Below are 22599 nucleotides of genomic sequence, written 5' to 3' on the forward strand. Positions count from 1 at the left end.
TTGAATAAAAAATAAGAATGTAAACTGGCGAAAATAATATATTGACATTAAAACAACGATGATTTATGATAAATACATCAAAAGAAATGGAAACGTTTTCAGAAAAATAAGGAAAATACAAAAGAATGGAGGAACAAAATGAAAATAAAACAGGGACTCCGAAATCTTTCAAAAGAATTGAGGAAGAATTGGGTATTGTTTTTGATGCTGATTCCGGCGTTGATATATTTTATTATTTTTTGTTATATCACCATGCCGGGAGCTTATGTGGCGTTTGTAAATTATAATCCCAATAAAGGAATCTTTCACAGTGATTTTGTAGGATTTCAAAATTTTGAATTTTTGATCCGAAATGGAGATTTGGCGAGGATAACAAAGAATACACTTCTTTATAATGCGGTATTTTTACTTCTGGGACATTCTATTCAGATTGTTTTGGCAATAATGTTGTCAGAAATTATGAATAAAGCATTTAAGAAAGTATCACAGTCAGTTATTCTTCTGCCTCACTTTATTTCTTATGTAGTAGTTGGCGTATTTGCTTATAATTTTTTTAATTTTGATAATGGATTTATTAATTCTTTGCTGGTTAATATGGGCATGGAAAGAATTTCGTTTTATTCTACGCCGGGTGTATGGAAGTATATTATTGTTTTCTTTTATATATGGAAAACAACCGGATATGGAATGATTGTTTATATGGCAGCGATTACGGGAATCAGCAGTGAAATATATGAAGCATGCTATATAGATGGGGCGACCAGGTTTCAAAGAATTTGTTATGTAACGCTGCCTCTTCTGAAACCAACATTTATTCTTCTGGTTTTATTTGGATTGGGAGGAATTTTGAGAGGGTCATTTGATTTGTTTTATAATCTGATCGGTACAAATTCGACCCTTTATGCGCAGACGGATATTATTGATACATATGTATACAGGAGTCTTGTTGGTTCATTTAATTTTTCATCGAGTGCTGCAGTGGGATTATATCAGTCGGTATTTGGGTTAGTATTTGTTTTGATAATTAATTTGATTGTGCGAAAAATCGAGCCGGAAAGTGCTCTGTTCTAAGGAGGGGCGAAAATGAAAAAGGCAAGAAAAGAGAATCGGCCGGCAACCCATATTAAGATGGGGAAAAGCAATCGGACGTTTTCGATCATTTGCTATATAGTAATTGGACTTTTTGCGGTCGTATGTTTGTTTCCGTTTGTGCTTATGATTACTTCGTCTTTTATGACTGAAAATGAAATTGTGAGCGAAGGATATAAATTATTCCCGAAGGAGTGGACAGCATCAGCATATGTATATCTCCTGGATAATCCGAAAAAATTATTGGATGCATATAAAACGACGATTATTATTACGGTAGTAGGAACGATACTGGGGCTGGTCATTATGTCTATGGCGGGCTATGTCTTGAATAGAAAAGATTTTAAATACAGAGGATTCTTTTCTTTTATGATTTACTTTACTACATTGTTTTCGGGTGGTCTTGTTCCTACATATATTTTGTATGTCCGTTATCTTAATCTTAGAGATAATATTTGGGCGATGATTTTGCCGGGACTTGTAAGTGCGTGGTCAATATTCCTAATGAGAAATTTTATGAAGTCTATTCCGGATGAACTGTATGAGTCGGCGACAATGGATGGAGCCGGGGCGTTTACGATTTATCTGAGAATTTTTATGCCGCTGGCAATCCCTTCGCTTGCAACGGTAGGATTATTCTTGGCGCTGGGATATTGGAATGAGTGGTATAATGCCAGTCTGTATATTGATACAGCATCAAAATATCCGCTGCAATATTATTTGCAGAAAATGATCAATCAGACAAGCATAGAGGCTTTGACAAATACGGGGCATGTCATTGATGCGGGCTTGGTTCCTACGCAGTCTGTAAAAATGGCAACAGCGGTTCTGACTACGGGACCTATTATTCTGCTGTATCCTTTTGTGCAGAAATATTTTGTTAGCGGACTGACGGTGGGGAGCGTAAAAGGATGATTCGCAATAAAGAAAAAAATAAGATGGAAAACTATGAAACAGGAGTAAAATCACCTTTACTTTTAAAAGGAAGGTTGATAAAATAAAGGAGGAAAAAATGAAATTCAAGAGACTTATGAGCACTATTTTATGCACGGCGATGGTGGGGTCACTTTTGGCCGGGTGCGGAAGCGGCAAAAACACAGAGACTGGGGGCGGTACAGAGCCTATTGGAGAGAAGCAGGAAGCCGAAGCGGGTAAAGTGGATCTTTCGGAGCATGTAACATTATCACTTTATTTGTATGGTTCTCCGGGAGCGGCAAATGAAGATATTTTGGCGGAGATCAATAAGAAACTGACTGAAGATATTAATACTTCCATAGAGGTTAAATATATTGACTGGGGAGATATTAATACGAAGTATCCCCTTTTGTGGGCGTCGGGAGAAGAGTTTGATATGGCATATGCTTCGGTTAATACAGCAGTGCCGTTTTATACACTTGCGAAGCAAGGCTCACTGTATGAGATTTCTGGACTTTTAGATAGCTGTACTCCTACTTTAAAAGAGGCAATAGGAGAATCTGGATGGACGGCAGCATCTACTTCGGAAGGGATATTTGGCGTTCCGAGTTTAGGAGCAGGATATAATAGTTACGCATTTGTTTATAATAAAGCCAATTGTGAGAAATGGGGCATTTCGGAAGTGAATGATCTGGAATCGTTTGAAGCTTATTGTGATGCATCTGTGAAAAATGGTATTTATCCGATTAATGGAAATGCAGAAGTAGCGATGGACTTTTATCATATGCTGGAGCAGACAACGGGCAACTGGGTTCCGGCTCCTGGCATTGCAAGCAACGAAATGTATCTTATGTGTGAAAATTATCATAGTCCTGAGAAAATAATACATCCGGCATTTACAGAGGAATTTGAACAGTTTGTTATTAAGCTGGACGAGTGGTCAAAGAAAGGGTATTGGCCTACGGACATTTTATCGGCTTCAACCGGGGATAAAGAAATGTACAAGAATGGTCAATGTACTTCATATATCACACATATGGGAGACTGGACAGGAAATTATACAGCTATCCACGGACAGCTTCCCGATCAGGATATTGATGCATGGTATTTTGCAGAGGATAACAATAAAGTAATGAAAAGTTCTCCGGCACAGGATTTGACAGTTATCAATGTGAACAGCAAATATCCGGAAAGATGCTTGATGGCGATTGAGAAGTTTATTACAGATGAATCATATTACAGATTGTGGCAGAATGGTATTGAGGGGCGGCAGTATGAGATTGTGGATGGTTATCTTGAAAAGCCGGCATCGTTTAATGAGGAAGTTGATGGAGGCGGATTTTCAGCATGGGCATTTAGCAATAATGAGTTTAAGATTCCGCTGAGAGTAGAGCATCCGAGCCGCTATGAGAAAATGGAGGAATGGGGAAAGAATCACATTGATGATCCATATATTGGATTCAGTTTTGATGATTCTGCAGTAAAAGCAGAATTGTCCGCAATTTCCAATGTGAATTCAACTCTTGGAATTCAGTTGATGCTGGGAAAAACAGAGAATGTGAAAGCGGCGCTTGAGCAGTATAGGGAGCAACTCAAATCGGCAGGTATTGACACTGTGATCGAAGAAGTAAAAACACAGGTTCAGGAATTCGCATCCGCCGGATGATAAATGGTTTCTGGAAAAAGTCACATACTGTTTCAATGTGTGTGGTTGCGGCGGGGGTGCAGTATTTTGCAGCCCCGCTTTTGATAATCCGGCAGAAAGAGGGAAGAAGAAATGGCAAACATCAATATTAAAGATATTGCGAGATTGTCGGGTGTAGGTATCGCGACAGTTTCCCGAGTTATTAATCAGACGGGATCGGTAAGCGAAAAGACAAGGAAAAAGGTAATGGACGTTATCAATGAATATAATTATATACCGAATAACAATGCCCGCAATTTAAAATTAACACAATCAGAAAATATTGCGCTTTTTGTAAAATATATTTCAAATCCCTTTTTTGAAAAAATGATAGAAATAATTCAGCAGGAAGTAGCATCACGAGGGTATCCGCTGCAGATTCAAAATGTAGATGAGAATTCGGATGAACTTGATTTTGCAATCAGTGAATCTATGCAGAGAAATTTATGCGGTCTGATCATTATGGGGGGATCTTACTCTTCTTATACAGAGGCAAAGTTCAAGCAATTAGGGATTCCTTGCGTATTGCTCACAGTAAGTTCTGAGGGGAATGTGGATCCTTCTTTGTATTCAAGCGTTACGATTGATGATGAGCTTGAAGGGTATCGGGCAACAAAATATCTGATAGATATGGGGCATCGCAAGATTGGCTTTCTTTATAAGGATATAGAAGGAGTGGTAACGCCGAATTTATTACGTTATAGAGGATATGTTAGGGCTTTGGAGGAAAGCGGTATACCAGTGGAAGACAGGTTGATTGCATCAGCAATTCCTACAAGCGGTGTCGGATACTGGGCAGGGTTTCAAACAATGAAAGGCTTGATGCAGAGGAATCCGGATATGACGGCTATTTTTGCCTTTTCGGATGTTTTGGCAATCGGCGCGGCAAAAGCTGTTTTGACTTCGGGGAAAAAAGTTCCGGATGATATTTCCATTATTGGATTTGACGGCATAGAGATGACGGAATTTTATAATCCGACATTAGATACCGTATATCAGCCTGCGGCGGAGATGGCTCTTTCGGCTGTGTCCCTGCTACATGGGATGATGAATGGAGAAAAAGCACAGCATTTAGTTTGTGATTCGGTTATTATGAAGCGCGGATCAGTAAAAAAGCTGCAATAAAGAGGGAATATGAAAGAAATAAAAATTTTGGCGGTAGGCAACAGCTTTACAGAAGATGCTTTTTATTATTTACATGATATTTTTGAGGCATCAGGAATCAACTGTCTCGCAGTTAATCTTTATATCGGAGGATGCAGCCTGAAACGGCATTGGGAGAACATTGAGACAGGGGAAAGGGTATACGAATATCAAAAAAATGGGAAAACTGAGGGGAAATATGTATCCTCAGAAGAGGTATTGAATGCAGAAAAATGGGATTATATTTTGACGCAGCAGGCCAGCCATGACAGCGGAATGTGGGAAACTTATGAACCGTGGCTGGAGAAAGTGATTGGATTTTTCAGACAAGAGTGCCCGACGGCGGAGATTTTGCTTCAAAAAACATGGGCATATGAGACTGATAGTACGCATGAGGCGTTTTCGCGCTATCATAACAGTCAGTATGAGATGTATGAAAGGCTGTCAGAGTGCTATGAAAAGGCGGTAGAGAAAATAAAGGCAAGGTTGATTCCGAGTGCGGATGTGATTCAAAAGGTGCGGGAAGAAAAAGGGTTTAGATACAGTGAAGGAGAGAAAAGTTTGTGCCGGGATGGCTTTCATATGGATATGATTTATGGAAGATATTTGGTAGCGGCGCTTATTTTTTCGTTTGTGACTGGAAAAGATATTAGGAAAAATTCATTTATACCGAATGGGGCGCAGAAAGAATTGGTGGAAACAATTCAAAGGACGATCATAGATGCGCTGAAATGAAAATAGAGCGGAGGGTAAAATGGAACAAAATAAACTTCGAGAGCTTCTGGAAAGTATGTCGATTGAGGAGAAAACAGACCAGCTTCTTCAGGTAAGCGGAATATTTTATGAAGAGGATGGAGTAATTACGGGGCCGGCCAATACGATGGGGTATACGGAAGAGGAAATAGAACAGGCAGGAAGTGTTCTTGGATCTGTAGGGGCTGAAAAATTAAAAAATATCCAAAGAGAATATATGAAAAAACAGCCGCATCGTATACCGTTGATTTTTATGGCTGATATTATCAATGGTTTTAAAACGGTTTTTCCAATTCCGCTCGCGCAAGGGTGTTCGTTTGAGCCGGAGATGTCAAGGCGATGTGCCGAAATAGCGGCAAAGGAGTCTGCTGCGTCAGGGCTTCATTTGACCTTTTCTCCAATGGTTGATCTTGCGAGAGATGCCAGATGGGGAAGAGTTATGGAATCAACAGGGGAAGATCCATATCTGAATAGATGTTTTGCGAGAGCGATGGTAGAGGGGTATCAAGGGGTGCATGAATTGAGAGAAAAAGGAAGGATTGCATCGTGTGTAAAACATTTTGCAGCGTATGGAGCGCCGATGGCGGGGAGAGATTATAATACAGTAGAATTATCTGAAAGAACGCTGAGAGATGATTATCTTCCTTCCTATAAAGAAGCGGTAGATGCGGGAACGGCAATGGTCATGACCAGTTTCAATACGTTGGATCGCATTCCGTCTTCGGGTAATAAAAAACTTCTGAGGGATATACTGAGAGGAGAAATGGGCTTTAAAGGGGTTGTTATTTCAGATTGGGCATCTATTGAGGAGATGTGCAACCATGGAATTGCCCAGAATCGAGAGGAAGCTGCTCGATTGGCAATGGAAGCGGGAGTGGACATTGACATGATGACTGGATGCTATTGCAAAAATTTAAGAAAACTGATTGAAGAGGGGAAAATTGAAGCGGCATTGATTGATGAGGCGGTTTTTAGAATTTTAAATTTGAAAAATGAGCTGGGGCTGTTTGAAAATCCTTATAAAGATGCGGATGAAAAAGAGGAAAAAGAAATTTTATTATGCAAGGAACATCGGAATGAGGCGAGAAGGGCGGCTTTAGAGACGTTTGTTCTTTTGAAAAATGAAGGAGTTCTTCCGCTGAAAAATGAAGAAAAGGTTGCATTTATCGGACCTTATGTCTCCAATTGTGAGATTTACGGAGCCTGGTCTATGTTTGGCAGACCGGAAACGACTGTTTCGGCTGAAATGGGAATTAAGAGTAGGTCTGGGATAAATGCAGAATTCCTGACGGGTTGTGCAATGCTGAATGAGTTCGATGGGCTGGAATACATGAAGGGTAAGGGAGAAGAAACTGGAAACGAAAGTGAACAGCTTTTGGAGGAAGCGGAAGAGGAGGCTCAAAAAGCGGATAAAGTGGTATTGTTTTTAGGGGAGCATCGGATGCAGTCAGGAGAGGCGGCTAGCCGTGCAGATATTTCATTGCCGGAGTGCCAGATGGAGCTTTTTCGCAAAGTACGTGCGGTAAATCAGAATGTAGCAGTTGTGCTGTTTACAGGAAGACCGCTTGATATTAGGGAAATCAGTCGTTATGCGGCATCTGTTTTGGTGGTGTGGATGCCAGGAACAGAAGGAGGGAATGCGATTGCAGATGTTTTGTACGGGGACGTGAGTCCGTCTGGTAAGCTGGCAATGAGTTTTCCGTATTGTGTTGGACAGGTTCCGGTATTTTATGGGCAGTTTGCGACGGGAAGACCATACAAAGAAGGGACAGATGAGAAGTATGTATCTCGTTATTTAGATATTCCGAATAAGCCGCTTTATGCATTTGGATATGGGCTTTCTTATACAGAATTTCAGATTGGTAAGGTGTGTCTGAGCGCGTCGCACATGAATAGGGAAGGCGTGATCTTGGCATCTGTACAGGTAAAGAATATCGGCGGAATGAAAGGAAAAGAGGTTGTGCAGCTTTATATTCAGGACGTTTGTGCAAGCGTTGTGCGACCGGTGCGGGAATTGAAAGGAATCAAAAAAATTGAGTTGTTTCCTGGCGAAGAAAAGACAGTTTCTTTTGAAATCAGGGAAGAGATGCTTCGCTTCCATAATGTTGATATGAATTATTTGAGTGAGCCGGGAGAATTTAAAATTTTTATAGGCAATTCAAGTGAAACGGAAAATGGAGCTATTTTTGTACTTGAATAAAATATAGCATAGTTTTATGAATCGAGATATCCGAAACGCATTAAGCAAAGGAAATACGGATTCCAAAAAGGAACGCAGCCGGATGAGCCGTGAACTTTCCAAATTCAGGGTGCATGGGCTGATACGGAAGATACCACACTCCAGAAGATATATGGTGAGCGATAAAGGTCGCCGCATCATGGAGGCACTGATAGAAACCAAACACAGAATCTATCCTGAATTAGCTGTCGGTTAAATCAGCCATAATAAAATATTGCTTTTCATTCCTGCCAGAAAGGACGGGGTGAATACTTGTGGGAGAATATCGCTATTGACGTTTTATTTTTATGTTCTGCTAATACAATAACATACAGACCTGCCAGCGGCAGGTCTGTATGTTATATTGTGTCACAGTAAAAAATAACCCCCCTGCTATGCAGGGGGAGAGAAGTTCTTTAGATATAAGTATGAGCTCCTGTGCTAGAATAAATGTGGGTCTGCAAAACCACAAATAAAAAGCACAGGAGGTCCAAAGAATGGACAATAACAGTTTAGCTCATAGTGCGCCACGAAACAAGGGTGCATTTGTTATGCGGGTGGAAACCCCGTTCGGTAAGGTGCAAGCCACACCATCGGAAGCGAGTCTTGGGATTGTACTGGTAACGATACAGTCTAAGCGTAGACAGTAAGGCAGTAGAGTAGCCATTGAGCACCGAAATAAACTTAGATCCAGCAGGCCGACGCTGTTATGTGAGCGGAAGGTAAGACATCAGTTTATCGATATGGCGAGATTTCGGATGCTGCTGCGGTGTCGGAGAACCTATCATGCTGTACAAGAACAATGCATCAACGTGGGAGAGCCAGCACTCCCCGGCAGAGAAAACTGCCGGTATGCCGTATAACCGCAAGGGAGGAAAGCAAACAGGGTGAGGGCAGTCGGACAGCCGGATAGTACCGGAGAAAGTGGTGAAAGCCGCTGGAGTCAAAGGAGGAGCGGATGAAGCTGGAGAGGGCCAATCCGCTGACACTTGATTTTCGGCCGCATATTTTCTGCAATGGAAAGGAGCTTCTATATTCCCGCAGTTGCAGCATGAGCTATCAGCCATATCTGGAAGGAATCCAGGATATGGAGGTGGAAGAAAAATAGATTTCAACAGAATCAAAAGCCGCGTCACCCAGGAAGATTCTGGGATTGATCAGTAGGTGCTTTAGAAAAAAATCCTTTAATACAGGGATCAAAGCTTTGGAATCAGCAAGGCTCTTATCCTCATCCGGGGAATCGGATTTTTTTTCCACAGGGATTTCCGGGTGCGCCTTAAGAAAATTCTTGTTATAAAAAGTAATATCCCTGACAATACCAAGCCCATTGGTGATGATGCCAAACTTATAGGCGTAGCAGAAATGTCCGTTGATATACATCTGCTGGATGGCCGGATTGGCGGCGGCATGGGAAGGCATGGAGGCATAAGCGGCTTTATAAGGGTCGTAGGAATCATGCAGTTTTTTTGCTTTTTTAAACGCTTTCAGTTGTTTGATAATGGAATTGGCATATTAGGGATAAAGAAGATGCCTGCGGGGTCTGCAGGTGGCAGCATGAAAATGGGAAACAAAGGATACCGGAACAATTTCATCAAGGTTAATGGTTTCATCAAGAAGAGAAAGAAACTTATACTTATCGTTATCAAATTTATTTTGGCAATCGGTAAAAATATCTGCCAAAGAGAGCTGTTTATATGTTATCATGTAAGTACATCTCCTTTTTGGTGGATTGGTTGATAGCTGTTCGTAACTCTATTGTACCATAAACCATTGAGGAGATGTTTTATTTTGTAGAAAAAAGAATCCCGCATTTATGCAGGTTCTGGCGTTTCGCAAACGCCTAAAGTACGCTCAAATACAGAAAGGAGAATTTAAACATGGCTACTGTACGAACTTTAATCAGCCGCAGCTGACGGAGTATCTGAATGGTCTTGCCGGAATGGAAAAACGGCCGGATATTAAATATTTTCAGCTGGATGTGGGGTACTGTACCTCCATCGGAGATTAAACAGAAGCCGGCTTTACAGGGAGCATCCGGACTGGATTCTGTATGATACGGAGGATAAGCCGGTCAGACCCTGGATAACGGATAATGAGCCAAAGCCCTGGGGATATCAGGATGAGGAGTACTATTGTCTGGATACCTCCCATCCTGGGGCGATGGCCTATATGAAAAATGTATTTGAGACACTTCACGGCTGGGGCGCGGAAATGTTTAAAACAGATTTCATGCTCTGGGGGCTGCAGGACAGCAGCCGGGTAAAAAGGCACATGCCGGGAAAAACCTCTGTGGAATACTTTAGAGAGTATCTGCAGATGATCAGAGAAGCCATTGGTGAAGAAAGCTATTGGCTGGGCTGTATCGCCCCCTTCCTGCCGTTTGTGGGTTATGCGGACGGTATGCGCATAGGCGGGGATGTGGGCTCAAGCTGGGACGGGGAGTTCGGTCCGCAGAATATGATGCGCTGCCTTGCGGGAAACCATTATACCAATCATCACTATTATCAAACGGATCCGGATGCTGTAATGCTAAAGCAGGAGCGGCTGATTGGAAAGGTTGCTCCGCACACAAACAGAAAGGAGCAGCTTATGGCAGAAGAACTGCACGTAGTAAGAAATCAGAAGGATACGGTTTTCCGAATGCTACAGCCCGAAAAGCAGATCCTGCGGCTGTCGGATGCGTTTGAAAAAGAGACGGCAGAACCGGAGCTTGAGCTTAAAGTACTTATGCTGAACATTAATTTTGGACATAACCAAGAGCTGATGGAGAAATGCCGGACATTGAAGGAATATGCACAGTATGTGGACCGGGTCAGAAAATATGCAAAGAGAATGCAGATTGAGGAAGCGGTTGAGCGGGCGGTAACGGAATGCATCAGAGAAGGCATTCTGGCAGATTTCCTGTCGTCACAGAGAGCGGAGGTGATAGCGGTGTCAATCTTTGAGTATAATGAAGAAGAGGAAATGAGAAAAATCCGTGACAGCGAGTATAAGAGCGGCAAAGAAGATGGGATTGCCCAGGGAATTGCCTGCGGTGAAGCCGAGGCGATAATATCTTTGATCAGAAAAAAAATCCGAAAAAGGCTTAGACATAAATGAAATAGCCGACATACTCCAGCTGGATGTTTGTTATGCAAAGAAAGTGCTTGATCTGCTGGCGGAAAATCCCGATAAAACTGATATGCAGGTTGCGGAACTTATTATCGGCCAGGTATAGGCGTTTAGATGTATTGAGCATGAGTTATTGTAACAGACCGAATGCCTGAACGATTACAGAGCATGATAAAAAGTCTGCAATAAAAAAAGTCTTGTGTATTCAAGGCTTTTTTTATTTGCTATAATATGGATGATATCCCAAAACTTTTAAATAACTAGAAGGAAATCAAAGCCCCCGCTGCAAGCAACGGGGTATCAAACTTGCAGAGCTGCAGAGCAGCGGGGTCTTTGACCCTCGCGGCAGTCGCCAAATATCCATGCAAGCATGGCTGCTTGGCTCGTTGCTAGCGGGAATAAAGATAAGTCAGGAGGAAGCAGCTTGCGCAAACTTAAAGGAATATTATTGTCCGTCCTGCTTTCCGGCGCCGTATTTTTTACCGGCTGCCAGGGAAATGGGGGCGGTGAGGCGGCGGTTATGAGCCAGGACGAAATCAGCGTAATCAGCCATACATTTAATCATAACAGCTTTGTGGACAGTATTTTTATGATCCTGCCGAAGGACTGGACCTATGATACCTATGAAAAGATCAATGCAGGCGAGAAAATGGACAGCTACGAATGGGGCTATGACCTGTACATTGACGGAGACAGCGGCAATGAAATTTCCATTTACGGAACCAAAGGCGTGGAAGAAATGCCGGAGGATGAAGGGATGGATTTCAGTACGGCAAACGGGCTGCAGGGAAAAAGGTATGTGAAAGAGATTGAAGAGGACGACGGCAGTGTGGTGCGGGAGGAGTATCTTGTGCTGCGCATACCGGACAATGATTTTGCTGTCTATGTCGTTTCTTATTCAATATCAAATGAATTATATCAGGAAAAGAAAGAAATTTTGGAAAACTTCCTGATTAATATCGGGGTATCCAGCGTTGCGGTGGAATGATGCGGCGCTGGATTTTTTCCTGTTAACTGAAAAAAGCGGCAAAACAGGAAATGTTTTTCCAATGCCTCAATGCTAAGATAGAGTCAGCAGAAAAACTGGCGGGTAACACAACGGCAGAGATTAACTGCGATGGCCGGGAAGCCGGAAATCAGAAAAAGGAGATACACGCTGTGGATTACCGGGATACAATACAGGAGAGCCTGGATTATATTGAAGATAACCTGGATACGGAGATTATGGCGGAAGAGCTGAGCAGCCGTGCCGGATTTTCCCTGTTTTATTTTTACCGGCTGTTTCAGGCGCTGGTGGGCATGCCTGTCATGCAGTATATTCTGCGCATACTTCGCCCACCCGGATGTGGATAAGTACTGGACCCAGCTGAACCATGTGGTGAATACAGCCATGGCGTTTAAATCCCGGGCGCTGATGTCCCTGCTTACCGGGGAGAGCGCGGACGGCTTTGCACGGGAAATGTATGAAAAAGTGATGCGGTATAACAGCATGGCAACCGGGCATTTTACAGGGGACGAATGCCTGTCCGGGGATTCGCCCGTCCAGGGAAGCGAATGCTGCAGCGTGGCCGAGGCTATGTATTCCTATGAAATCCTCCTGGCGGTGAGCGGGAATCCCTTCTGGGGCGATCTGCTGGAAAAAGAGGCCTTTAACTGTCTGCCTGCCACTACGACGCCGGATATGTGGGCGCATCAGTATGTGCAGATGACAAACCAGATCTGCTGCAGCAGGATTGCGCCGGATCAGGTGCCCTTTAATTCCAATGGCGGGGAAGCCCATATGTTTGGGCTGGAGCCGAATTTCGGATGCTGCACGGCGAACTTTAATCAGGCCTGGCCGAAATTCGCATTGTCGGCGGTTGCGTTGAGCGCAGACGGGCTGGCCGTGATGTCGCCGGTTCCCGTTTCCGTAAGGATAGAAAAGGAGGGAACGGCAGTTTCACTGCAGGTGATTTCCGGATATCCCTTCCGTGATGAAGCCGTCATTGAAATCACGGCGGAGCGGCCGGTGGAAATGGAGCTTCTTGTCCGCATTCCCGGTTTTGCACAGGGAGCGCTGGTGGATGGTGAAAAGGCGGAGCCGGGAAGCTTTTACCGGATTTACCGCAAATGGGAGGGGAGTACCCGGGTGAAGGTGAGTTTTTCCTTTGTGCCTGTCCTTACAGACCGGCCGAACGATATGAAAGCCCTGGTGAGAGGCCCGCTGGTTTTTTCCCTGCCCATCACGGAAACCTGCAGAAAGCTGGAATATGTGAAGGACGGCGTTGAACGCAAGGCTCCTTACTGCGATTATGAGCTGACGCCGGCCTCTGACTGGAATTACGGCTTCTGCACGGAAACGTTTGAGGTGCGCGGCAATGAAATAGGAGAATTTCCTTTTGCTGTGGATAATCCGCCCCTGCAGATAAAAACGGAAATGGTAAAAATCCCCTGGCAGGAAAATGGCGGAGTCTGCGCCCCTCTGCCGCAGGAGCGCAGGGCATTGTCGCAGCCGGAGGAAAAGCTTCTGCAGCCCTATGGATGCACCAATCTGCGTATGACGGAGATGCCCCTGGTCAGCCGGTGAGACGGGACAGACAATTCCGGCTGTCAGGCCGGACAGGGGACAGGGCTTTCTGCAACTATACTGCAATCAGATTAAAGAAAAGGAAGCGTTACTGGCCACGGAGCGAACAGTAACAAGGAATCATAAAATAATAGAATCTTTTGCCTGGCATTCTTCCATTTTGTTTCTGATATGATAGAATAAAAGTAACTGTTCGGCAGGCCAGTATATTTACTGCGCCGGCTGTAAAAAAGGAGTGGTTGAATGAAAACAGGCAAAAGGGGAATAGCAATAATAACGGCAGCGGCCCTGGCAATAATGTGGCAGCTGCCTTCCTGGCGTACACAGGCCGCGGAGGCTGTCCCGGGAATTCCCGCGGAAGCCGTCCCGGGAATACCATCAGGGGCGGAAAATACAACCGGCATGCTTCTCGGCGCGGTGGCGGCCGGGGCAATGCAGGCGGAAGGAACCGAGCTGAAGGTCTATGTGGCGGTTCAGGCGCTGTCTGGACCCGCCGGAATCGATCATGTCAACATCCAGTTTAAAAATACGGCAAACGACAGGACCGTTACCAAGATACTCCGTGATAAGGACTTTGCGAATGGTGTTTATGCGGGATGGATGACCATGAGTATTTATGAGCCGGCCGGTTTTTTTGTGCTGGATAAGGTGATACTGCAGGATAATAACGGAGGGTATCTGAAATATTGCAGGGCAGAGGACCGGAAGGAAAACGACAAATACCAGACGCTTCCTGTGACCGCCGGCTTCCAGATTATGAACGGCGTGGCGGCAGCTGACGAAACACCGCCAGTGCTGGGAGCGGTAGTGGTGACGCCTGCCCGGGCGGCCAGGGAATCCGAAATTACGGTGACTGCTGCGGTTGCGGATGATTTTTCCGGCGTGGATACGGTAGCGGTGCGTTTTGAGAACGAAAACGGAAAGGCCGTCACCGTGAATCTGGAAAAGACGGGCGATTTATATTCGGCGGTGATAAAGAAAAGCCAGACCAAAGAAGCGGGCACCTACCGGCTGAAGAGAGTTTCCGTTTCTGATAATATGGGAAACAGTAAGATTTATAACGGAGGAGACGGTCCCTTTGCCAGCGATTGTTTATTTGTGATTCAGTGAGCGCCTGCGTGGTGAAAAATCCGGAGGTATATAATACAGTAAAAAGGCAGGAAAACAGCAATGGAAATGTTTGATGTCCGCACGCCGCAGGGAGATCCTACGGGTGAGGTGAAGGAAAGAAGCGCGGTCCACAGGGACGGTGACTGGCATGGTACCGCCCATATATGGCTGGTGCGCCGCCGGGAAGGGCGGATTGAGCTGCTGCTGCAGAAACGCAGCCGGACGAAGGAAAGCTTCCCGGGCTGTTATGATACCTCCTGCGCAGGGCATCTTTCTGCCGGAGACACCTTTCTGGAAGCGGCATTAAGGGAGCTTGAAGAGGAGCTGGGGATTGCGGCCTCCGGTGAAGAGCTGTATTTTGCAGGAATCTATCCCTGCCAGGTGGATGATTATTTTGGAGGAAAGCATATCCTTGACCGGGAAATATCTGCGGTATATTTGTACGAGAAGCAGGTAAACGAGGCGGACTTAAGGCTTCAGGCGGAAGAGGTGGATTCGGTCTGCTGGATTGATTTTGAACGGCTGAAGGAGCTGGCGACGGCAGGCGCAGAGGGATACTGCATTTTCCCGTGGGAGACAAGTGCCCTGGAATCGGCGTTTCAAAGGCGTTACGGAATATGATGAAAGGATTCAGGAATATTACATAAAAAGAAGGAGGGATGCGCGGCGCAGACCGGTGAATAGCCGGCGCCGCAGCAGGAAAATGATATGAAAAAACTGAGAATGGCAATTATGGGAGCGGGCGGAATCGCTTCCTGTATGGCAAGAACCATTGCGGAAATGGAAAATGTGGAGCGCTATGCGATAGGCTCCAGAAGCCTGGAGAAGGCGGAGGCTTTTTCTTCAGAATATGGCTTTGCAAGGGCTTATGGCTCCTATGAAGAGCTGGTACGGGATGAAAATGTGGATTTGGTATACATTGCGATGCCTCATTCCGAACACTTTGAAAATGCAAAGCTCTGTATCGCCCATGGCTATGTTATCAGCCAGGTTCCCAGGCTGCGCAGGCGGTGCGCTTTTGGATGTGGGCGTTTATCCGCTTAATTTTGCCCTGATGATTTTCGGGGGCGAGGTGGCAAAGGTTTCTTCCGTCTGCACCTATACGGATACGGGAGTGGACGAGCAGAACAGTGCAACGCTGATTTATGAAGACGGAAAAGTTGCCGTCCTCAACAGTTCCATGCTTTCCCTGAGTGACAGGAAAGGAATCATTTACGGGAGAAAAGGTTTTATGATAGTTGAAAACATCAATAATTTTGAAAGCATTACTGTTTACGATCAGGATCGCAGGAAAATCAAGCACATTGACTGTCCGCCGCAGATCAGCGGGTATGAATACGAAGTGGAAGCCTGCATCAGGGCACTGGAGGAGGGACGTCTGGAATGTCCTCAGATGCCTCATGCCGAAACCATCCGCGTGATGAAAATGATGGATGCGATGAGAGCCGAGTGGGGAATCAGGTATCCGTTTGAGTGATGGTTAAGCTGCATGGTATTGTAATAGTTACGGAACATAAAAATAGTATCTTTAAAAAAGTTAAGACCTCCGGTGTGTATTTTTATTAAATACATGACCGGAGGCCTTATTATTTACGTTCTGCCGATAAATGGAAATTTGCTGAAATGTAATTATCACGGAGGCAAATTACAAGAAACATATAAAATCTATTGCAGGACAGTTCTGTTTTTAACGAAGCGTCTGCTCTGTCATGATTTCCCACCGGTTCCCGAATCTGTCTATCAGAGAAAGAAAACAGGAGCTGTAGGTGGTGCTTTGCGGCGGCGAAAGGATTTCTGCACCGTCCTTCATTGCCTCAAATGCCTGCATTACCTGCTCCTTCGTGTCCATTGTCACAACCAGGGAAAGCGGCAGATAAGACGGACGCTGCGCCGGTACCGCAGGCTCCATATCCGACATCATGATTCTTGTGCCATGCAGAAGCATTTCCGCATGGTATATATAATCGTCCCATCTGCTGTCGGCGGAATAATCCTCTGGATTGGCATCCCGATAGCGGAGCATGCAGGTGATTTCTCCGGAAAAAGCCTTCTGGTACAGCAGCATGGCTTCTTCACAGTCTCCATGAAAATGAAAATTCGGTGTAAGCAGCATTTTTTTATCCTCCCGGTATATGATGGGAATCCATGGATGCAGTGTATGAAAGCACCTCCCGCCACTTTTTCCGCCACTTTCTTCCTGCGGCTATTATTCCTGCGGCTGCGCCCCTTTATAGTGCACATGCAGCAGCTCATGCTCTCTGCCTTCCAGCAGCCCGCCGTGATACAGATTGTAAATCACGGGATTTTCCTCACTTCTCTTGATGGGAGCGGCTTTATCGGAGCGGTACATGCCTGCCATACGCTCTTTTTTGTCCACCTTATGGCAGAAGGGCTGGCCGGCGCCGGCAATACATCCGTAAGGACAGGCCATGACTTCCACAAAATCAAAATGCTCTTCGCCGCTCTTAATTTTTTCAATGAGGTTATCGGCATTTCCCAGCCCGCTTACCACGCCGATGCGGAGGGTGCGGCCGTTCAGCTCCAGGACGGCTTCTTTGACGCCTTCCATGCCGCGGATGCCGGAAAACTTGATATCACGCAGCGACTGGGTGCTCTTTTCCTGAACCAGGCGGCGGAGTGCGGCTTCGGTTACGCCGCCGGTTACGCCGAAAATAACGCCTGCGCCGGAGGAGATGGAGAAGGGCATGTCGGGGGCCTCCGGATCGATTTCATCAAACTGGATGCCGCTTTCACGGATCATGCGGATCAGCTCCTTGGTGGTGATGACATAGTCGATGTCCGGCACGCCGTCCCGGATGAATTCATCACGGACCGCTTCCATCTTTTTGGCTACGCATGGCATAACGGCCATGGAGATGGTTTCTTTTCCTTCCTCTTTATCTTTATCCTTATAATACTCCTTCAGGACAGCGCCGAACATTTCCATCGGGGATTTGCAGGAGGAAATGTAGGGCATGATGTCGGGATGCTTCGTTTCTGCAAAACGGATCCAGGCGGGGCAGCAGGAGGTGAACAGCGGGAAACGGTCGTCTCCGCTTTCCAGTTTTTCACCCAGCTCCTTTGCCTCTTCCATAATGGTCAGGTCGGCGCCCACACAGGTATCGTGCACAGCGTCAAAGCCCAGCATACGGATGGCGGTAAAGATTTTGCCGATGCTGTCTTCGCCGGGAGCAAGACCGAAGGCTTCGCCCAGGGCGACACGGACGGCGGGAGCAACCTGTACGACGACACGTTTGCCTGGATCGTAGAGCTGACGCCATACCTTATCCAGGTTGGTTTTTACCTTGATGGCGGCGGTGGGGCATACGGCGGCGCACTGGCCGCAGTTTACGCAGTTGGTTTCCGCCAGCTTCTTGCCGAAGGCCGGGGTGACAATCATGGAGGAACCGCGGTTTGCAAAATCAATTGCCCCTACGTGCTGTACCTCATTACATACCCTGACGCAGTCGCCGCAAAGGATGCATTTGCTGGGATCCCTGACGATGGAAACTGAGGAATCATCCACGGGCTGTGCTTCTCTCGTATTGGGAAAACGGACATCAGTAAGGCCAAGGCGGCCCGCCAGTTCCTGAAGACGGCAGGTCTGGTTTTTCTCACAGATAGTGCAGTCGCGGCAGTGGGCGGCGAGCAGCAGCTCCAGAATCATTTTCCGGTGGTGCTGCAGCCTGGGGGTATTGGTGCGGATGACCATTTTATCCTTGGGAGGAGTGGAACAGGAAGCAATCAGATTGCCCCGTTCATCCTCCACCATGCACATACGGCAGGCGCCGTATATGGAAAGATCGGAATAATAGCAAAGGGTGGGAACATGGATGCCTACGCTGTTGATTACCTGCAGGATGTTTTTTTCCTGATCGAAATCCGCCCTTATGCCGTCAATTATCATGTATTTTGCCATTTCAAATTCTCCTCTTAGCTTTTCATAACGCGTGCAAATGTCTGATTATGTACCGCAGCCGTATTGGTAAAGGTAACTGTCCAATACTTTCACAGTTACCAGTGAAGATATCAACAGTATACCTGCGGCCCAAATCAGCTGATTGCATGGAACGGGCAGCCTTCCTTACAGGCTCCGCACTTGATGCATTTGCTGACATCGATGGTGTGAGGCTTTTTCAGTTCTCCGGTAATGGCGGAGACAGGGCAGAGCCTTGCACATTTGGTACAGCCCTTACACAGCTCGGGATCGATCTGCAGGTTAACAAGCGCCTTGCATTGTCCGGCAGGGCATTTTTTATCCACAACATGGGAGATGTATTCGTCCCTGAAATATTTCATGGTGCTGACAACAGGGAATGCCGCGGTTTTTCCAAGGCCGCAGAGCGCGGTATCGGAAATGGTCTGGGACAGTTCCTCCAGCATATCCAGATGCTCCATGGTTCCCCGGCCCTCTGTGATATCCGTAAGCAGCTCCAGCATACGCTTGGTGCCTTCCCGGCAGGGTACGCATTTGCCGCAGGATTCGTTCTGGGTAAAATTCATGAAGAAGCGCGCAACCTCTACCATACAGCTTTTATCGTTCATGACCACCAGACCGCCGGAGCCGATCATGGCGCCTACTTTTTTGAGGGAATCAAAATCCAGGTGCATATCCAGGTGATCCTCAGTAGCACTGATGCACAGGCAGCCGCCGGAGGGGCCTCCGATCTGGACGGCCTTAAAGCTGCCGCCTTTTACGCCGCCGCCGATGTCGAAAATAACCTCGCGCAGCGTCGTACCCATGGGAACCTCGATAAGCCCGGTGTTATTTACGTTTCCGGTGAGGGCGAAGGCCTTGGTGCCGTGATTGTTTTCAGGCCCCATGGTCTTATACCAGTCCGCGCCCTTTAAGATAATGGGAGCAACGTTACAGAAGGTTTCCACGTTGTTGAGTACGGTAGGCTTCTCAAACAGGCCTTTTTCCACGGTTCTGGGGGGCTTTACGCGGGGCATGCCGCGGTTGCCTTCGATGGAGGAGGTGAGGGCGCTGCCTTCACCGCATACAAAGGCGCCTGCGCCCTGGCTGATTTTCACGGTAAAGCCGAAGCCGGAGCCAAGGATATTGTCTCCCAGAAGCCCCATTTCCATAGCCTGGTCGATGGCGTTCTGCAGTCTGGAAACGGCCAGGGGGTATTCCGCACGCACATAGATATAACCGTAATGTGCGCCGGTGGCAATTCCAGCAATGATCATGCCTTCCAGGACGCGGTGGGGTTCGCCTTCCATCATGGAACGATCCATGAATGCGCCCGGGTCGCCTTCATCACCATTGCAGACAACGTACTTGATTTCTTCGGGCTGACGGAGCACCTGCGCCCATTTCCGGCCGGTGGGGAAACCGCCGCCTCCTCTGCCCCGCAGGCTGGAGTCTGAGATCTCGTCCACGATCTGCTGGGGCGTCATATCAAAAAGCGCCTTTGCCACGGCGGAATAACCGCCTACGGCTATGTATTCCCTGACGGATTCCGCGTTGATATGTCCGCAGTATTCCAGGGCAACGCGCGTCTGCTTTTTATAGAAGGGAATGTCCTCCTGTCTGGGATAGGATTTCAGGGACTGATCCTGATAGACGAGACGTTCCACAATTTCATCCTTAAGGATGCTTCGTTCAATAATTTCTTCGCAGTCCTCCACCTTTACCTTAATGTAAAGAAGGCCTTCCGGATCGATGCGCAGAAGGGGGCCCATTTCGCAGAAGCCGTGGCAGCCGCTTTTTTTCAGGCCGATACGCGCGCCTTCGGGGGCGGATTCTTCACAATGGCAGGTGTGTCCGGCGCCGTCTGCATGTTCGTGGGGCTCTTCCTCAAGAACCACCTCACAGCGGATGCCCTGTTCCTCCATCAGCTCTTTTAAGCGGGCATAGATTAAAAGGGAGCCGCCCGCAACACAGCCGGTGCCGGCACAGACGAGAATCCTTTTAGTCTGCGCATGAAGCCTGCTGCTGTAAAATTCCTGCAAGTGGTTTAATTCTTCGCGGCTGTTAATTTTCATCTGCTGCTTCCTCCCTCAGTTCTTTAATGAGTTCCCGTGCTTTTTCCGGTGTCATGGCGGCATGGACCTTGTCGTTTACGGTGCATACCGGCGCCAGGCCGCAGGCTCCCAGGCAGGATACGGTTTCCAGGGTAAAAAGCATATCGTCCGAATTATGCTTGGTTTCGGACAGCCCCAGGATATTCCGGAATTCCTCCAGGATGGGAATTGATTTGCGGACATGGCAGGCTGTCCCATCGCATACTTTGATGACATATCTGCCTTTTGGTTCCAGAGAAAAGTTTTCATAAAAGGTGGCTACGCCATAAATTTTGGCTTCGCTCATCTTCAGCTTCCCGGCGATATAGGTCAGCGCCTCCTGGGGAAGATAGCGGTACGTTTTCTGGATGTCCTGCATGATTGCAATAACGGATGCGCTGTCGTAATCATGGCTTGAAAGAATCTCATCGAGGCTGGTGATTTCTTCGTGCGTCAACATGTGAACTCCTTTCGTTCTTGCGGACAAATCTGTGGGATGGGCGGCGAATGCCGCGCTGTGATAAAAATAAGAATCCCGGCAGCTGCCCGCAGGGTAACTCCCTGCTTTACATTATTATTCCAGCTGTCAATACATAAACGCCTGACCTTGATGAAAAGGCAGACGGACGGCAACAGCTCAGATCACTGAACTGTCTGTTACGGTGACTAACAACGGTTTTAATATTTTACCATGAATGAGTGGAGTAAGCCATAAAATTTCTATGAATTTTGATAAAAAAACTCATTTTATACACAAATTAAAGAAGAATATACAATAAATACAATCAAAATATAAAAAAATATGCATATTGCACTAATGCTGAAAAGGGAGAAAACGGGTATCGTTCTGGCGGGATTCTCTGGTTGCTGGAATATGCAGCAAAAGCAGATATCGGGCCCATCGCACATCGATTTTAAACGGCAGGATGCCTGTAACAGTCCGGTTGTCTGAACTGTTATGGAGGTTGGTGTTGCCCGAACGCCTCTTTTTCTATAGAATAATAGAAAAATAATGTGACTGTTCAGCAGGTCAGCGCATTTAGCTGCGCAGGCCAACGCTTTGCGTTGACCGTAAGAAAGTGATTCAAGAGTGCTAAAATCCATCGCCAAAGGCGATTTAGGATGGATTTTAGCAGTAACTGTGAGGGGTACTGAACAGTTACAAAATAATTAACTGTGGACTGAGCGGACAGTTACAAAAAATGAAAAAGAGGGATCAGACGTGAAGGAAAGAAAACATGGCACAGGAAGAAAAATTATCATAGGAGTACTGGCTGTCCTGTTATTTGCGGCGGCAGGAATTTTTATTTATATCCAGGCATATTACCATGCGCTGCCGGATATTCAGGAGGTTTTTGCACAGGGCGGCGGGGAGCAGATACAGGTGGATGCATTGGATGCCTGGATTACGTACGGGGATACAAAAAGCGGTCGCGGTTTTATTTTTTATCCCGGCGCAAAGGTGGAGGAAGAGGCTTATGGCCCTCTGATGCGCGAAATTGCAGCTGAGGATTTTTTCTGCGTGCTTGTGCGGATGCCGGGGCGACTGGCGGTGCTGGGAAGCGGCGCGGCTGAGGACGTGATGTCGGCATATCCTGAAATAGAAGAATGGTACCTGAGCGGGCATTCCCTGGGCGGAGCCATGGCAGCGGGCTATGCGGCGGAGCACGCAGAGCAGCTGTCCGGGCTGGCGCTTTTGGCCGCTTATTCCACAAAGCCGCTTCTGGAGGCTCTGCCGGTGCTGTCTGTGTATGGCAGCCGGGACGGGGTGCTGAACCTGGAAAAGTATGAGGAGTGCCGGGTAAATCTTCCAAAGACGGCAGAGGAGTATGTGATTGAGGGTGGCAATCATGCCGGCTTTGGCTGGTATGGGGAACAGAAGGGCGACGGCAGGGCGGAAATTACGCCGCAGGAGCAGTGGAGGCTGACGGCGGCGGAGATTGGCAGATGGGCCGGGGACAGCAGGCAGCGGGAGCAGTGACCTCAGGATTACAGCCGGGA

General features: G+C 46.8%; 20 protein-coding genes and 2 pseudogenes. 17 read left to right on the forward strand and 5 right to left on the reverse strand.

Translation table 11 applies throughout. The features are described 5' to 3' along the window. Positions 1-138 precede the first annotated feature (138 nt). The 8 genes from FYJ45_RS03360 (at position 139) to FYJ45_RS03395 (ending at position 8910) form a co-directional block, all read left to right on the forward strand. Positions 139-1071, forward strand: a complete 933-nt coding sequence (locus FYJ45_RS03360) for an ABC transporter permease (RefSeq protein ID WP_320620632.1) — start codon at positions 139-141, stop codon at positions 1069-1071. Between the two features lie 12 nt (positions 1072-1083). Beyond that, complete coding sequence (locus tag FYJ45_RS03365) at positions 1084-2004, forward strand: carbohydrate ABC transporter permease (RefSeq protein ID WP_235930539.1); 921 nt, start codon at positions 1084-1086, stop codon at positions 2002-2004. 97 nt (positions 2005-2101) lie between these two features. Further along, on the forward strand, positions 2102-3670 hold the full coding sequence (locus FYJ45_RS03370; protein ID WP_154463487.1) for an ABC transporter substrate-binding protein: 1569 nt from the start codon (positions 2102-2104) through the stop codon (positions 3668-3670). Between the two features lie 111 nt (positions 3671-3781). Continuing rightward, positions 3782-4813: a LacI family DNA-binding transcriptional regulator gene (locus FYJ45_RS03375; protein ID WP_154463488.1), complete on the forward strand. Its 1032-nt coding sequence runs from the start codon at positions 3782-3784 to the stop codon at positions 4811-4813. Between the two features lie 9 nt (positions 4814-4822). Beyond that, complete coding sequence (locus FYJ45_RS03380; RefSeq protein WP_154463489.1) at positions 4823-5566, forward strand: DUF4886 domain-containing protein; 744 nt, start codon at positions 4823-4825, stop codon at positions 5564-5566. A 19-nt stretch (positions 5567-5585) separates the two neighbouring features. Next, complete coding sequence (bglX, locus tag FYJ45_RS03385) at positions 5586-7784, forward strand: beta-glucosidase BglX (protein WP_154463490.1); 2199 nt, start codon at positions 5586-5588, stop codon at positions 7782-7784. Between the two features lie 16 nt (positions 7785-7800). Next, a complete protein-coding gene (locus FYJ45_RS03390) occupies positions 7801-8019 on the forward strand; it encodes a hypothetical protein (protein ID WP_195841636.1) in 219 nt (72 codons plus the stop codon). A 741-nt stretch (positions 8020-8760) separates the two neighbouring features. After that, positions 8761-8910, forward strand: coding sequence for a hypothetical protein (locus FYJ45_RS03395; protein ID WP_154463491.1), 150 nt, complete (start codon positions 8761-8763; stop codon positions 8908-8910). On the opposite strand, the pseudogene FYJ45_RS03400 reads toward FYJ45_RS03395, so the two are convergent. Next, positions 8907-9506 (reverse strand): annotated as a pseudogene (locus FYJ45_RS03400) (ISNCY family transposase); the annotation flags it as partial. The gene FYJ45_RS03395 and the pseudogene FYJ45_RS03400 sit on opposite strands and share 4 nt — an antisense overlap. Positions 9507-9615: 109 nt before the next feature. On the opposite strand from FYJ45_RS03400, the gene FYJ45_RS03405 reads away from it, so the two are divergent. From FYJ45_RS03405 to FYJ45_RS32530, 8 genes and pseudogenes are all read left to right on the forward strand, one after another. Then, the gene (locus FYJ45_RS03405) at positions 9616-9810 is read left to right on the forward strand and encodes a hypothetical protein (RefSeq protein ID WP_154463492.1); all 195 of its coding nucleotides are present in this window, start codon (positions 9616-9618) and stop codon (positions 9808-9810) included. A 161-nt stretch (positions 9811-9971) separates the two neighbouring features. After that, on the forward strand, positions 9972-10901 hold the full coding sequence (locus FYJ45_RS29400) for an alpha-amylase family protein (protein WP_195841637.1): 930 nt from the start codon (positions 9972-9974) through the stop codon (positions 10899-10901). A gap of 436 nt (positions 10902-11337) precedes the next feature. After that, complete coding sequence (locus FYJ45_RS03415) at positions 11338-11901, forward strand: hypothetical protein (RefSeq protein ID WP_154463493.1); 564 nt, start codon at positions 11338-11340, stop codon at positions 11899-11901. A 170-nt stretch (positions 11902-12071) separates the two neighbouring features. Then, positions 12072-12266 (forward strand): helix-turn-helix domain-containing protein, encoded by a 195-nt coding sequence (locus FYJ45_RS31655; RefSeq protein WP_276925179.1) that lies wholly within the window; start codon positions 12072-12074, stop codon positions 12264-12266. Then, the gene (locus tag FYJ45_RS03425) at positions 12259-13479 is read left to right on the forward strand and encodes a glycoside hydrolase family protein (RefSeq protein WP_154463495.1); all 1221 of its coding nucleotides are present in this window, start codon (positions 12259-12261) and stop codon (positions 13477-13479) included. Before FYJ45_RS31655 ends, FYJ45_RS03425 begins: the two co-directional genes overlap by 8 nt. Positions 13480-13722: 243 nt before the next feature. Further along, complete coding sequence (locus FYJ45_RS03430; protein ID WP_154463496.1) at positions 13723-14589, forward strand: hypothetical protein; 867 nt, start codon at positions 13723-13725, stop codon at positions 14587-14589. Between the two features lie 60 nt (positions 14590-14649). Further along, positions 14650-15210, forward strand: coding sequence for an NUDIX hydrolase (locus FYJ45_RS03435; RefSeq protein ID WP_154463497.1), 561 nt, complete (start codon positions 14650-14652; stop codon positions 15208-15210). 96 nt (positions 15211-15306) lie between these two features. After that, positions 15307-16066: pseudogene (locus FYJ45_RS32530) on the forward strand (Gfo/Idh/MocA family protein). A gap of 210 nt (positions 16067-16276) precedes the next feature. Here FYJ45_RS32530 and FYJ45_RS03445 read toward each other — a convergent pair. The 4 genes from FYJ45_RS03445 to FYJ45_RS03460 all read right to left on the reverse strand — a co-directional run bounded on the left by FYJ45_RS03445 (position 16277) and on the right by FYJ45_RS03460 (position 21058). After that, positions 16277-16702, reverse strand: coding sequence for a VOC family protein (locus tag FYJ45_RS03445; RefSeq protein ID WP_154463498.1), 426 nt, complete (start codon positions 16700-16702; stop codon positions 16277-16279). Positions 16703-16795: 93 nt separating this feature from the next. Further along, on the reverse strand, positions 16796-18508 hold the full coding sequence (locus FYJ45_RS03450) for a [FeFe] hydrogenase, group A (protein ID WP_154463499.1): 1713 nt from the start codon (positions 18506-18508) through the stop codon (positions 16796-16798). 134 nt (positions 18509-18642) lie between these two features. Continuing rightward, complete coding sequence (locus FYJ45_RS03455; RefSeq protein WP_021638848.1) at positions 18643-20580, reverse strand: NADH-quinone oxidoreductase subunit NuoF; 1938 nt, start codon at positions 20578-20580, stop codon at positions 18643-18645. Next, positions 20570-21058 (reverse strand): NADH-quinone oxidoreductase subunit NuoE family protein, encoded by a 489-nt coding sequence (locus tag FYJ45_RS03460; RefSeq protein ID WP_021638847.1) that lies wholly within the window; start codon positions 21056-21058, stop codon positions 20570-20572. Before FYJ45_RS03460 ends, FYJ45_RS03455 begins: the two co-directional genes overlap by 11 nt. A gap of 762 nt (positions 21059-21820) precedes the next feature. On the opposite strand from FYJ45_RS03460, the gene FYJ45_RS03465 reads away from it, so the two are divergent. Next, positions 21821-22579 (forward strand): alpha/beta hydrolase, encoded by a 759-nt coding sequence (locus FYJ45_RS03465; protein WP_276891012.1) that lies wholly within the window; start codon positions 21821-21823, stop codon positions 22577-22579. Positions 22580-22599: the final 20 nt, after the last annotated feature.

The organism is Eisenbergiella porci, from assembly GCF_009696275.1.
In the GTDB taxonomy this organism is placed as follows: Bacteria; Bacillota; Clostridia; order Lachnospirales; family Lachnospiraceae; genus Eisenbergiella; species Eisenbergiella porci.